Here is a 13,351-nt window from a genome sequence, read left to right on the forward strand (position 1 = left end):
GTGAGTCTGTCAGCGCCCTTGTGTCTGGTGGCTTAGTGCTCGTGTCCGGTGCGTAGTGCTTGTGCTCGGAAGCCAAGCGCTTGCGTCCAGCGGCGGCGCTGCTTAGAGTGACTCTCTTTTTTCGAGCCATTCCTTTTTCCCGCTTCTTGGCGAGCCGAGGCCCATGACGGAAACGCCCCACGCCGGATCGATGCTGCGCTGCGGCAAGCACCTCTTAGACCTCACCCGTCCCCGCGTGATGGGGATTCTCAACGTCACCCCGGATTCGTTCTCCGATGGCGGCCGGCATCAGCGCCTCGACGATGCCCGGCGCCATGCCGAGCGCATGCTCGCCGAGGGCGCCGATATCATCGATGTCGGTGGCGAGTCGACCCGCCCCGGGGCGCAGCCGGTGGCGCTCGACGCCGAGCGCGAGCGGGTGCTGCCGGTGGTCGAGATGCTGGTGCGCGAGTTTGATGCCCTGGTGTCGGTGGATACCAGTGCGCCGCAGATCATCACCGAGTCGGCGCAGGCGGGGGTGGGGCTGATCAACGACGTGCGCGCGCTGACCCGTGACGGTGCCCTGGCCGCGGCGGCGCAGAGCGCCTTGCCGATCTGCCTGATGCACATGCAGGGCGAGCCCCAGACCATGCAGCAGGCGCCGCACTATGCCGAGCCGATCGAGGCGGCGGTGATCGACTTCCTGCGCCAGCGCGTCGCCGCCTGCGAGCAGGCGGGGATCCCGCGGGCGCGGCTGCTGGTCGACCCGGGCTTCGGTTTTGCCAAGACACTGGAACACAATCTTCAACTGCTCAACCGGCTGGGCGCACTCGACGCGCTCGACCTGCCGCTGCTGGTAGGGGTGTCGCGCAAGCGCATGATCGGCGAGACGCTGGGACGTGAGGTCAGTCAGCGCCTCCCCGGTGGGCTGGCGCTGGCGGTGATGGCGCTCGAGCGTGGCGCGCGCATCCTGCGCGTGCACGACGTCGCCCCCACGCGTGACGCGATCGACATGGCTTGGGCAGTGCTGCAGGAGCGAGGGGTCCATGAGTAGACGCTATTTCGGTACCGACGGTATTCGCGGCACGGTCGGCGAGGCGCCGATCACCGCCGACTTCATTCTCAAGCTGGGCTGGGCCATGGGGCGGGTGCTGGCGCGTCGGATCGCCGACCAGCAAACGCGTCAGAAATCCCAGCAGGCACCGCGGCCCAAGGTGGTGATCGGCAAGGACACGCGCATTTCGGGCTATATGTTCGAGTCGGCGCTGGAGGCCGGTCTGTCGGCGGCGGGGGCGGATGTCTCGCTGCTGGGGCCGATGCCCACGCCGGGGATCGCCTACCTGACGCGGACCTTTCGCGCCGACGCCGGTATCGTCATCTCGGCCTCGCACAACCCCTATCAGGACAACGGCATCAAGTTCTTCTCCGCCGAGGGGCTCAAGCTCGCCGATGCGGTCGAGCTGGAGATCGAGGCCGAGCTCGACCAGCCGCTCGAGACCATGGCCCCCCATCGCCTGGGGCGTGCGGTACGTATCAACGATGCCGCCGGGCGCTACATCGAGTTCTGCAAGTCGACGGTGCCCAACCGGCTCGAGCTGCACGGCCTGCGCATCGTGCTCGACTGTGCCCACGGTGCCACCTATCACATTGCGCCCAACGTCTTCCGTGAGCTCGGGGCCGATGTCAGCGTGATCGGCGCCGAGCCGGATGGGCTCAACATCAACAACGGCGTCGGCTCGACTCATCCCGAGCGTCTACAGGCGGCGGTACGCGAGCGCGAGGCGGACCTCGGCATCGCCTTCGATGGCGACGGCGATCGCGTGCTGCTGGTCGGCGCCGACGGTACCCTGGTCGACGGGGACGAGATCCTCTACATCATCGCCCGCGACCTGCACGCCCGTGACAAGCTGCGCGGCGGCGTGGTGGGGACGCTGATGAGCAACTTCGGCCTGGCCGCGGCGTTCGAGCGCCAGGGGATTCCGTTCGAGCGCGCCAAGGTCGGCGACCGCTACGTGACCGAGCGCCTGCTGGCCAACGACTGGCTGCTGGGCGGCGAGTCTTCCGGGCACATTCTCTGCCGCCACGTGCAGACCACCGGCGACGGTATCGTCTCGGCGCTGCAGGTGCTCGCGGTGATGGTGCGCGAAAGTGCTACCCTGTCGCAGCTGCTGGAGGGTTTCGAGAAGGCCCCCCAGGCGCTGGTCAACGTGCGCCTGCCCGGCGGCAGCGATGCCAAGGCGCTGCTCGAAAGCCCCGAGCTGCACCAGAGCGTGGCGGCGGTGGAGCAGGAGCTCGGCGATGGCGGTCGAGTGCTGCTGCGCCCCTCGGGCACCGAACCACTGATTCGGGTCATGGTGGAGGGGCGTCCGCGCTTCGACGTCGCCGCGATGGCCGGGCGTATCGCCGCGAGCGTCGAGAATCTGATCACCTGAGGCGGCAGGGAGCGCGAGTTCTCTTGTTGTCTTGCTGTCAAGGCTTTTATACCATGTCGCACCACCGACGGGAGGTAGCATGCGCAAGCCGCTGATCGCGGGTAACTGGAAGATGAATGGCTCGGCGGAACTGGTCGAGACCTTCGCGCGGGCGTTTGCCGAGACGACGCTGCCGGCGTCGGTCGAGGTGCTGATCCATCCTCCCTTTCCCTATCTGCAGGCCGCGTCGGAAGCCTTCGCCGCCACGCCGATCGGGCTCGGCGCGCAGACGCTCAATCCGCTACACGCCGGCGCACGTACCGGTGAGGTGAGCGGCCAGATGCTCAAGGAGTTCGGCGTCGAGTCGGTGCTCGTCGGCCACTCCGAACGGCGTCAGCTCTACCGCGAGGACGACGAGGCGGTGTTCGATCGCGTGATCGCGGCGCTGGGGGTCGGCATTCGCCCGATCCTGTGCGTCGGTGAGACGCTCGAAGAGCGCGACGCCGGGCGCACCGAAGAGGTGGTGCTGCGCCAGGTGGGCTATGTCATGTCGCGGCTCGAGCCGGCGCAGCGACGTCAGTTGACGATCGCCTACGAGCCGGTGTGGGCGATCGGTACCGGACGCACGGCGACCCCGGCGCAGGCCCAGGAAGTCATGGCGGCGATCCGCGCCTATCAGGCGGGGTTCGACCGCGAACTCGCCGCAGAGCTGCGCCTGCTCTACGGCGGGAGCATGAATGCGAGCAATGCCGCCGAGCTGCTCGCACAGCAGGATATCGACGGCGGCCTGATCGGCGGTGCGTCGCTCAAGGTCGACGATTTCATAGCGATTTGTCAGTCAGCAGGTTGATTTCATGCAGATAGCAGTTTTGATGATCCACGTACTCATCGCCATCGCACTGGTGGTGCTCGTCCTGCTGCAGCAGGGCAAGGGCGCCGAGGCCGGTGCGGCATTCGGCGGTGGCTCCTCGCAGACGGTGTTCGGCTCCCGCGGCAGCGGCGGCTTCCTGTCCAAGCTGACCGGTGGTCTGGCCGCGCTGTTCTTCGTCACCTCGCTGGCGCTGGCCTACTTCGCATCCAGCGCCAGCAGCGCGCCGCAGAGCGGCATTCCCGACGCCCAGGTGATCGAGCAGCAACATAATGGTGCGCCGACCCTTGACGACGGCGACCAAACCGGGAATAATGCTGCGCCAGCACTCGAGGAAGGGACGCCGCAAAAATCGTCAAATCCTTGAGTGAGAAGGAAAACTCGCGAGTGCCAGGTTAGGGTTCGTGAGTCTGTGTCAACGCTATCGAGCGTGACACTCCCCTGATGCCGAAGTGGTGGAATTGGTAGACACGCTATCTTGAGGGGGTAGTGACCTTACGGTCGTGCGGGTTCAAGTCCCGCCTTCGGCACCATCGTCAAGCCTGAGAATCGATCTGGATTCCAGACCTCTGAACGAAACCGGTTGATTGCGTGAATAGCGGCGCTCCTTGACCCATCGCGGAGCCGTTCCTATAATCGCCAACCTGATGTTGCGGGGTGGAGCAGTCTGGTAGCTCGTCGGGCTCATAACCCGAAGGTCGTCGGTTCAAATCCGGCCCCCGCTACCAAGTTTTTTGAAAGGCCCCTTCAAGAGAAGGGGCTTTTTGTTAGCGGCTTTGTCGTTCTCAACTTAGCCTGCTGACGCCAACGTCAGTCAGCCACCTAGCACCTTGCATGTCTCTCAACTCCCGGTCAGGTGCCTGATGCAACTGCTGTAGGAGTCGTCTGTGGTCACCAAGGACGCAGCACTATATGCGATCATCGAACCCGTGGTCACCGCCATGGGTTTCGAGCTGTGGGGCCTGGAGTATCTGGCTCAGGGCAAGCACTCCAAGTTGATGATCTTCATCGATAGCCCCAACGGTATCTCGGTGGACGACTGCGCCGACGTCAGCCGCCAGGTGAGCGGTGTGCTCGATGTCGAGGATCCGATCACGAGCCATTACAGCCTGGAAGTCTCCTCTCCCGGGCTCGACCGCCCGCTCTATACCCTGGATCACTTCTCGCGTTTTCGTGGTCACGTCGTGCAGCTGAAGCTGCGCACGGCGTTCGATGGCCGGCGCAAGTTCCAGGGGCTGCTGGCCGGCGTCGAGGACGACGATGTGCTGCTGCAGATCGATGGCGAAGAGTACTGCTTCCCCATCGAGAGCATCGATCAAGCGCGCGTCGTGCCGCAGTTCGACGACTGACGCCGAACATCACTGTCGGTGGATCGGTAGCCGCCGATCGCGCTGTCGACACCACCCATCGATCACAAGAAGAGGCGCCGGATCCACGCTTCGATGCGAGCAAGGCGTTTCCACAGAACCGGTTTTTCGGCGAGGCATAGGCATGAGCAAAGAGATACTGCTGGTCGTTGACGCCATCTCCAACGAGAAGAGCGTTCCCCGAGACGTGATCTTCGAAGCCGTTGAGGCGGCGCTCGCGAGCGCCTCGCGCAAGCGTTTCGAAGGTCAGGACGTGAGCGTTCGGGTCGAGATCGACCGGCGCACCGGTGAGTACGACACCTTCCGCCGCTGGACCGTGGTCGAAGACGAAGAGTATCTCAGCGAAGAGCGCGAGATCCCGCTGTCCGAAGCCGAACAGCGCGATCCGCCGCTGGCCCTCGGCGACGTCGTCGAAGAGCAGATCGAGTCGGTGGCCTTTGGCCGTATCGCGGCGCAGACCGCCAAGCAGGTCATCGTGCAGAAGGTGCGCGAGGCCGAGCGGGCGCAGATCGTCAAGCAGTACGCCGAGCGCGAGGGCGAGCTGGTCGCGGGTATCGTCAAGAAGACGACACGCGATGGCCTCATCATCGATCTGGGCGAGAATGCCGAAGGCTTCCTGCCGCGCGGCGAGATGATCCCCGGCGAGCGCTATCGCATGAACGAGCGCGTGCGCGCGCTGCTGTGGAAGGTCGATCCGGAAGCCCGCGGCTCCCAGTTGATCCTGTCGCGGACCAAGCCCGGCATGCTGGTCGAGCTGTTCAAGATCGAGGTGCCCGAGATCGCCGAGCAGCTTATCGAGATCAAGGGCGCGGCACGCGATCCGGGCGCCCGCGCCAAGATCGCGGTCAAGACCAACGACAAGCGCATCGATCCTGTCGGCGCCTGCGTCGGTATGCGCGGTTCGCGCGTGCAAGCGGTGTCCAACGAACTGCGCAACGAGCGCGTGGACATCATTCTATGGGACGACAACCCCGCCCAGCTGGTGATCAACGCCATGGCGCCGGCGGAAGTCGCTTCCATTCTCGTCGATGAAGACGCCCATTCGATGGACGTCGCCGTCGCCGAGGACAACCTCGCTCAGGCCATCGGCCGCAGCGGTCAGAACGTGCGGCTCGCCAGCGAGCTGACGGGCTGGACGCTCAACGTCATGACCGTGGACGAGGCCGAGGGCAAGCGCGAGCAGGAAGTCGACAGCCTGATCGAATATTTCATCAACCATCTCGAGATCGACGAAGACGTCGCCCGCATCCTGGTCGAGGAAGGGTTCACGACGATCGAGGAGCTGGCCTACGTGCCGCTCGAGGAGATGCTGGAGATCGAAGAGTTCGATGAGGATCTGATCGAGGAACTGCGAGCAAGGGCCAAGGATGAGCTGCTCAACCTGGCTATCGCCTCGGAAGAGGAACTGGACGGCGCTCAGCCCGCCGAAGACCTTCTCACGATGGACGGCATGGACCGCCACCTGGCATTCATTCTCGCCAGCCGTGGCATCGTCACCATGGAGGACCTTGCGGAACAGTCCATCGAGGATCTGAAGGATATCGACGACGTGGACGAGGAGCGCGCAGCGGCACTGATCATGACTGCCCGTGCGCCTTGGTTTCAGAGCGAAGAGTAACGTGGTCACGGGTTCAGGAGGGTCGTAATGTCAGACATGACCGTAAAAGAGTTTGCCGGCAAGGTGGGACGCGATGTCTCCCGCTTGCTAGAACAGATGAAAGATGCAGGCCTCCCGCACAAGCAGGAGAGTGACGCCGTATCCGAAGAAGACAAGCAGCGCCTGCTCGACCACCTGACCAAGAGTCATGGTGGGGGTCGGGGTCCGCGCAACCGGATCACGCTGACGCGCAACACCCGCAGCAAGATCCGCTCGGGCGAGCGTGGCAAGACCATCGAGGTGCAGGTGCGCAAGAAGCGTACCTACGTCAAACGCGACGCCGAGCCGGCCGAAGAGGCGCCGGTCGAGGAGTCCGGTCCGCGTCAGCTGGTCGGCGACATGGCCGATCATCAGGCGCAGCAGGCCGAGCAGCAGGCGCAGGCCGAAGCGGCCGCGAAGGCTGCCGCCGAGAGCGCAGGCCAGGAGAGCTCCAACAAGGCCGCGGCGCCGTCACCGGCCCCCACTGCCCCGGGCGACGACATTCCCCAGGAGCCGCAGGTCGAAGATGACGAGCCGGTCTCCAACAGCCAGCCGTTCGTCGAGCCGCCGCCCAAGGAGCAGCGTACCGACAACCGTCGCGCGCATCCCAAGAAGGAGAAGGAACGCGACAGCGGCGGCCGTCGTGGTCGGCGTGACGACGACGACGATCGCGGTGAGCGGCGTCGCGGCGGCAAGAAGGTCAAGCGTGCCGAGCGTCGTGGCACCCGTCGTGGACGTGGCGACAATCAGCACGGGTTCCAGAAGCCGACCCAGCCGATCGTGCGTGAAGTGGCGATCCCCGAGTCGATCAGCGTGGCCGACCTCGCCGACAAGATGTCGATCAAGGCCAACGAAGTGATCAAGGCCATGTTCAGCATGGGCGCGGCGGTGACCATCAACCAGACCATCGACCAGGACACGGCTGCGATCGTGGTCGAGGAGATGGGCCACAAGCCGCGTTTGGTCAAGGAAGATGCGCTCGAGACCGAAGTGCTCGAGAACATCTCCTACGAGGGCGACGAGATCACCCGTTCACCGGTGGTGACGGTGATGGGTCACGTCGACCACGGCAAGACCTCGCTGCTCGACTTCATCCGTCGCACCAAGGTGGCGACCGGTGAAGCCGGCGGGATCACCCAGCACATCGGTGCCTATCACGTCGAAGGCGAACACGGCGGCGTGACCTTCCTCGACACCCCCGGACACGCGGCCTTTACCGCCATGCGTGCCCGCGGTGCCCAGGCTACCGACGTGGTCATCCTGGTGGTGGCTGCCGACGACGGCGTGATGCCGCAGACGATCGAGGCGGTCGAACACGCCAAGGCGGCCGGCGTGCCGCTGGTGGTGGCGATCAACAAGATCGACAAAGAGGGTGCCGATCTCGACCGCATTCGTAACGAGCTCTCCCAGCACGGCGTGATCTCGGAAGAGTGGGGCGGCGATACCCAGTTCGTGCCCGTCTCGGCCAAGACCGGTGACGGCATCGATCAGCTGCTCGAGTCCGTGCTGCTGGTCTCCGAAGTGCTCGAGCTCAAGGCCGTTCCCGAAGCGCCCGGCAAGGGTGTGGTGGTCGAGTCGCGGCTCGATCGCGGCCGCGGTCCGGTCGCCACCGTGCTGGTTCAGAACGGTACCCTGAGCCGCGGCGACATCGTGCTCGCCGGCCTGCACTACGGCCGCGTACGGGCGCTGACCAACGAACTCGGTCAGCAGGTCGAGTCGGTGGGCCCGTCGATGCCGGTGGAGATCCAGGGTCTCGACGGTACGCCGGAAGCGGGCGAGGACTTCATGGTGCTGAGTGATGAGAAGAAGGCGCGCGAGATCGCCAACTTCCGTCAGGGCAAGTACCGCGAAGTGCGCCTGGCGCGCCAGCAGAAGGCCAAGCTGGAGAACATGTTCAGCCAGATGGGCCAGGACGAGGTGGCCAAGGTCAACGTCGTGCTCAAGGCCGACGTGCAGGGCTCGCTGGAGGCGATCCGTGGGGCACTCGAAGAGCTCTCCACCGACGAAGTCCAGGTCGCCGTGGTCTCCTCCGGGGTTGGTGGTATCACCGGCACCGACGCCAACCTGGCGCTCGCCAGCGAGGCGATTTTGGTCGGCTTCAACGTGCGTGCCGATGCCTCCGCACGCGAGATCGTCGAGCGTGAAGGGCTGGATCTGCGCTACTACAGCGTCATCTACCAGCTGATCGACGAGGTCAAGCAGGCCATGAGTGGCATGCTGGCGCCGGAGTGGAAGGAAGAGATCGTCGGTATCGCCGAAGTGCGCGACGTGTTCAAGGCGCCGAAGATTGGCGCGATCGCTGGCTGTATGGTCATCGAGGGCACCGTCCATCGCAACAAGAAGATCCGTGTGCTGCGCGACAACGTGGTCATCTACGAAGGCGATCTGGAGTCCCTGCGTCGCTTCAAGGATGACGTCAACGAAGTGCGTAACGGCATGGAGTGCGGTATCGGCGTCAAGAACTACAACGACGTTCAGGTCGGCGACAAGATCGAGGTCTTCGATCAGGTCAAGGTCGAACGCTCGCTGTAAGCGGCGATCCCCGGGGGCACGGCCTCCGGGGCCACGGAGCTAACGATGCGCGAATTCAAACGAACCGACCGGGTCGCCGACCAGCTCCAGCAGGAGCTGGCCGTGCTGATCCAGCGCGAGATCAAGGATCCGCGGCTGGGCATGGTCACCGTCAGCTCGGTGAAGGTCAGCCGGGACCTCGGCTATGCCGATGTCTTCGTGACCCTGCTGGGCGAGAACGACGCCGAGCGGGTGCGTGAGAACCTGGGCGTGCTCAAGCGTGCGGCCGGCTTCCTGCGCTCGCAGATCGCGCGTCGCATCAAGCTGCGTCACGTGCCGGAGCTGCGCTTTCACTACGACGAAAGCGTGCTGCGCGGCCATCACCTCTCGGCGCTGATCGACGAAGCGGTGGCCAGCGACAAGCGTCACGATGAGCCTGCCGACGACGCCTCGTCTGACGCTGACGCGTCGTCTGATGATGACGCGCCGCAGCGGGGTGATGGAGAGCCTCAGCGGGGTGATGGAGAGCCTCAGCGGGGTGATGGAGCGCCGCAGCGGGGTGATGGAGAGCCGCGCTGATGGCCAGGCGTCGCAAGGGCCTGGCGATCGATGGCGTGCTGCTGCTGGACAAGCCCCAGGGCATGTCCAGCAACCACGCGCTGCAGCGGGTCCGGCGTCTGTATCAGGCGCGCAAGGCGGGGCACACCGGTACGCTGGACCCGATGGCGACCGGGCTGCTGCCGATCTGTCTCGGCGAGGCGACCAAGTTCTCCGCGCATCTGCTGGAGGCCAACAAGGTCTACCGTACCCGGGTAAAGCTGGGTGAGATCACTGACACCGGCGATGCCGAAGGCGAAGTGATCGCCCGCCAGGCGCTCCCCGAACGGCTGGATCGCGAGGCCATCGAGGCGCTGCTGACGCGCTTTCACGGCGAGATCGAGCAGGTGCCGCCGATGTACTCCGCGCTCAAGCACCAAGGGCGCAAGCTCTACGAGCTGGCGCGGGAGGGCAAGACGGTGGCACGTGCGCCGCGCCGTGTGACGGTGTATGATGTGCGCCCGCTCGGCTGGGAGCCCGATGGCTTCTGGCTCGAGGTGCGCTGCAGCAAGGGCACCTATATCCGCACGCTGGCCGAGGATATCGGCCGCGAAGCCGGTTTCGGCGCGCATATCACGGCGCTCGAGCGGCTGCAGACAGGGCCTTTCGACAGCGCCAACCGGGTGACGCTCGCAGCGCTCGAGGCGATGGACGACGACGCTCGGCTAGCGCAGCTGCTGCCGGCCGATGCGATGCTCGACCATCTGCCACCGCTCGCGGTGGACGCCGAGACCGCCGACCGCCTGCTTCACGGGCAGCGCGCCGCGGTGGCCGCCGGCACGTTGGCATCTGGCAGCACGGCAAGACTCTATCTCGACCACGCCTTTCTGGGGCTGGTCGAGGCGACCGGTGCGACGGAGATTGCGCCCAAGCGCCTGGTCGATACCGCGGCTCTGGCGTCGGGCTGAATTCCGACGCCAGGGTAGTGACGGCGGCGAGCCCGGCTCGACGCCACACGCCGAAGCGCGCTTCGGCGATCATCGGGAGACTGCAAATATGCGTGGTCTCCGACATTCATCACTCAAGCATATTGCTTAGGAGAGTGTTTCATGGCACTGACTGCCGAAAAGAAAGCCGAAATCGTCAAAGAGTTCGGTCAGGGCGAGAACGACACCGGTTCCCCTGAAGTGCAGGTTGCCCTGCTGAGCGCCAACATCGATGGCCTGCAGAGCCACTTCAAGGATCACAAGCAGGATCACCACTCCCGTCGTGGTCTGATCCGCATGGTCAACCAGCGCCGCAAGCTGCTGGACTACCTCAAGGGTAAGGACTTCGACCGCTATCAGTCGCTGATCAAGAAGCTCGGTCTGCGTCGCTGATACCGTCTGCCGGCATCTTGCCGGCAGCGCGTGTTCGAGACAGGCAATCCCGCTCGGGATTGCCTGTTTTTTTATGTCCGTGCTGATGTCCTGCGCGGCACCCGAGGCATCACTTCGCCCTGCTCCTCCGCCTTTTCCTTGAAACATCTTTCGCACGCCGTTCACACCAGGCTGGATGGGCTTTCCCGGCGGCAGGCCTTCGCGAGGGCGCTGTAAACACATCCCTGTGCGCTACCTTTGCCATCCCTGGCAAAGGACCCTCGCTTCGCCCCGCCTCCGGCGCCCATCGGCAGAGGGTTTGGCAGGCGCTTTCCACGGCGGTTTTTCGCGTCTGTGCGGCGTGCGCCACGCGGGCGACGTCGGTAGCTCTCGCCCGCGCGAACGCCTAGAATGGTCGCCGAGTCAAAAGACCCACATGAATCCGACAAGTTGAAGGAATACCCGTGAATCCGGTCGAAACCACCTTCCAGTACGGTGCCAGCACCGTCACTCTCGAAACCGGGCGCGTCGCCCGTCAGGCTACCGGCGCCGTGCTGGTCACCATGGATGACACCGTGGTGCTGTGTACCGTCGTCGGCCGCAAGGATCTCAAGCCCGGCCAGGACTTTTTCCCGCTCTCCGTGCACTACCAGGAGAAGACTTACTCGGTCGGCAAGATCCCCGGCGGCTTCTTCAAGCGTGAAGGGCGCCCCACCGAAAAAGAGACGCTGACCTCGCGTCTGATCGACCGCCCGATCCGTCCGCTGTTTCCCAAGGGCTTCATGAACGAAGTCCAGGTCATCTGTACCGTACTCTCCGCCGATCGTAACCAGGACCCGGACATCGCTGCGATGCTCGGCACCTCGGCCGCGCTGGCGATCTCCGGGCTGCCGTTCAACGGCCCGATCGGCGCCGCCCGCGTCGGTTTCACCGAGTCGCGTGGCTACTTCCTCAATCCCAAGGTGGACGAGCTCGCCACCACCGAGCTCAACATGGTCGTCGCCGGTACCGACAAGGCCGTGCTGATGGTCGAGTCCGAAGCCCAGGAGCTGAGCGAAGACGAAATGCTCGGCGGCGTGCTCTACGCCCACCAGGAGATGCAGGTCGCGGTGGAAGCGATCAAGGCATTCGCCCAGGAAGCGGGCAAGCCCAAGTGGGACTGGCAGCCAGCGGCCGACAACGCCGCGCTCAAGAGCGCCATCGCCGGCGCCTTCGAAGCCAAGATCGGCGAGGCCTATCGCATCACCGACAAGATGGCGCGTCAGGATGCGCTGGCCGCGATCCGCAGCGACGCGCTGGCCCAGTTCGCCGCCGGCGACAGCCCGCAGTTCAGTGCCGACGAGGTGAGCGGTGCCCTGGCCAGCCTCGAGAAGCACACCGTGCGGCGTCGCGTCATCGCCGGCGAGCCGCGCATCGACGGTCGCGACCACAAGACCGTGCGTCCGCTCGACGTCAAGGTCGGCGTGCTGCCGCGCACCCATGGTTCGGCGCTGTTCACCCGCGGCGAGACCCAGGCCGTGGTCATCGCCACCCTGGGCACGCTGCGTGACGCCCAGCTGATCGAGTCGCTGGAAGGCGAGCGCAAGGATCGTTTCCTGCTGCACTACAACTTCCCCCCTACAGCGTCGGCGAAGCCGGCTTCATGGGTGGCCCCAAGCGCCGCGAGATCGGCCACGGCCGGCTGGCACGTCGCGGCGTGCAGGCAATGCTGCCGAGCGAAGACGACTTCCCCTATACCATCCGTGTGGTCTCCGAGATCACCGAGTCCAACGGTTCCAGTTCGATGGCGTCCGTCTGTGGTACCTCGCTGGCGCTGATGGATGCCGGCGTGCCGATCAAGGCCCCGGTGGCGGGTATCGCCATGGGCCTGGTCAAGGACGATGACGGCTTCGCCGTGCTGACCGATATCCTGGGTGACGAGGACCACCTCGGCGACATGGACTTCAAGGTGGCCGGTTCCGCCCAGGGCGTGACCGCGCTACAGATGGACATCAAGATCGAGGGCATCAACGAAGAGATCATGGAGACCGCGCTCTCCCAGGCGCACCAGGCGCGTCTCGAGATCCTCGACAAGATGAACGCGGTCATCGCCGAGAGCCGCAACGAAGTCTCCGACTACGCGCCGGCGATGCAGACGATCAAGATCGATCCGGACAAGATCCGTGACGTCATCGGCAAGGGTGGCGCCACCATTCGCGGTATCTGCGAAGAGACCGGCGCTTCGATCGACATCGACGACGACGGCACCGTGCGCATCTACGCCGAAGACCGCGCCGCGGCCAAGCGCGCCATCGACAGCGTCGAAGCGATCACTGCCGAAGCCGAGATCGGCAAGCTCTACCGTGGCAAGGTGGTGCGTCTGGCCGACTTCGGCGCCTTCGTCAACTTCATGCCGGGCACCGACGGTCTGGTGCACATCTCGCAGATCGTGCCGGAGCGCGTCAACGACGTGAAGGACTACCTGAGCGAAGGCCAGGAAGTGACGGTCAAGGTGCTCGATATCGACAACCGCAACCGCGTCAAGCTGTCGATCAAGGAGATCACCCCGGAAGAGCAGGCCGCCTTCGAAGCCTCGCTCGCGACCCCCGAGTAAGCCCGCGGGCACCACGCCCGCTGCTCGCTCGACCACGCCCGGTCCGCCTCGTGCGGGCCGGGCGTTTTTGTGACGAGCGCTTTTTGAAGAA

10 protein-coding genes, 2 tRNA genes and 1 pseudogene are annotated in these 13,351 nt (G+C 65.0%); all 13 read left to right on the forward strand.

The genetic code is table 11. From position 1 onward, the window contains the following. Window positions 1–163: 163 nt before the first annotated feature. The 13 genes and pseudogenes from folP (at window position 164) to pnp (ending at window position 13,260) form a co-directional block, all read left to right on the forward strand. Window positions 164–1,033, forward strand: coding sequence for a dihydropteroate synthase (folP, locus tag QO259_RS20070; protein ID WP_285951330.1), 870 nt, complete (start codon window positions 164–166; stop codon window positions 1,031–1,033). Beyond that, window positions 1,026–2,411, forward strand: coding sequence for a phosphoglucosamine mutase (gene glmM / locus QO259_RS20075; RefSeq protein ID WP_285951331.1), 1,386 nt, complete (start codon window positions 1,026–1,028; stop codon window positions 2,409–2,411). The genes folP and glmM overlap by 8 nt, the downstream gene beginning before the upstream one ends. Before the next feature lie 79 nt (window positions 2,412–2,490). Beyond that, the gene (gene tpiA, locus QO259_RS20080; RefSeq protein ID WP_207036196.1) at window positions 2,491–3,240 is read left to right on the forward strand and encodes a triose-phosphate isomerase; all 750 of its coding nucleotides are present in this window, start codon (window positions 2,491–2,493) and stop codon (window positions 3,238–3,240) included. Window positions 3,241–3,244: 4 nt separating this feature from the next. Continuing rightward, on the forward strand, window positions 3,245–3,625 hold the full coding sequence (gene secG / locus QO259_RS20085; RefSeq protein ID WP_207036194.1) for a preprotein translocase subunit SecG: 381 nt from the start codon (window positions 3,245–3,247) through the stop codon (window positions 3,623–3,625). Between the two features lie 79 nt (window positions 3,626–3,704). Then, window positions 3,705–3,791: transfer RNA gene (locus tag QO259_RS20090), tRNA-Leu, on the forward strand. 118 nt (window positions 3,792–3,909) lie between these two features. Continuing rightward, a tRNA-Met gene (locus tag QO259_RS20095) sits at window positions 3,910–3,986 on the forward strand. A 159-nt stretch (window positions 3,987–4,145) separates the two neighbouring features. Next, a complete protein-coding gene (gene rimP, locus QO259_RS20100; protein ID WP_106418827.1) occupies window positions 4,146–4,607 on the forward strand; it encodes a ribosome maturation factor RimP in 462 nt (153 codons plus the stop codon). 142 nt (window positions 4,608–4,749) lie between these two features. Further along, complete coding sequence (nusA, locus tag QO259_RS20105; RefSeq protein ID WP_035476175.1) at window positions 4,750–6,243, forward strand: transcription termination factor NusA; 1,494 nt, start codon at window positions 4,750–4,752, stop codon at window positions 6,241–6,243. A gap of 27 nt (window positions 6,244–6,270) precedes the next feature. Beyond that, complete coding sequence (gene infB, locus QO259_RS20110; protein WP_207036191.1) at window positions 6,271–8,793, forward strand: translation initiation factor IF-2; 2,523 nt, start codon at window positions 6,271–6,273, stop codon at window positions 8,791–8,793. A 45-nt stretch (window positions 8,794–8,838) separates the two neighbouring features. Then, entirely contained in the window at window positions 8,839–9,351 is a 513-nt protein-coding gene (rbfA, locus tag QO259_RS20115) for a 30S ribosome-binding factor RbfA (RefSeq protein ID WP_285951332.1), read from the forward strand. After that, window positions 9,351–10,277: a tRNA pseudouridine(55) synthase TruB gene (gene truB / locus QO259_RS20120; protein WP_285951333.1), complete on the forward strand. Its 927-nt coding sequence runs from the start codon at window positions 9,351–9,353 to the stop codon at window positions 10,275–10,277. The genes rbfA and truB overlap by 1 nt, the downstream gene beginning before the upstream one ends. 141 nt (window positions 10,278–10,418) lie before the next feature. Then, window positions 10,419–10,688 (forward strand): 30S ribosomal protein S15, encoded by a 270-nt coding sequence (rpsO, locus tag QO259_RS20125; protein ID WP_035476178.1) that lies wholly within the window; start codon window positions 10,419–10,421, stop codon window positions 10,686–10,688. A 443-nt stretch (window positions 10,689–11,131) separates the two neighbouring features. Beyond that, a pseudogene (pnp, locus tag QO259_RS20130) lies at window positions 11,132–13,260 on the forward strand (polyribonucleotide nucleotidyltransferase). The last annotated feature ends 91 nt before the right edge of the window (window positions 13,261–13,351 follow it).

It is taken from the genome of Salinicola sp. JS01 (genome assembly GCF_030284585.1).
Lineage (GTDB): Bacteria > Pseudomonadota > Gammaproteobacteria > Pseudomonadales > Halomonadaceae > Salinicola.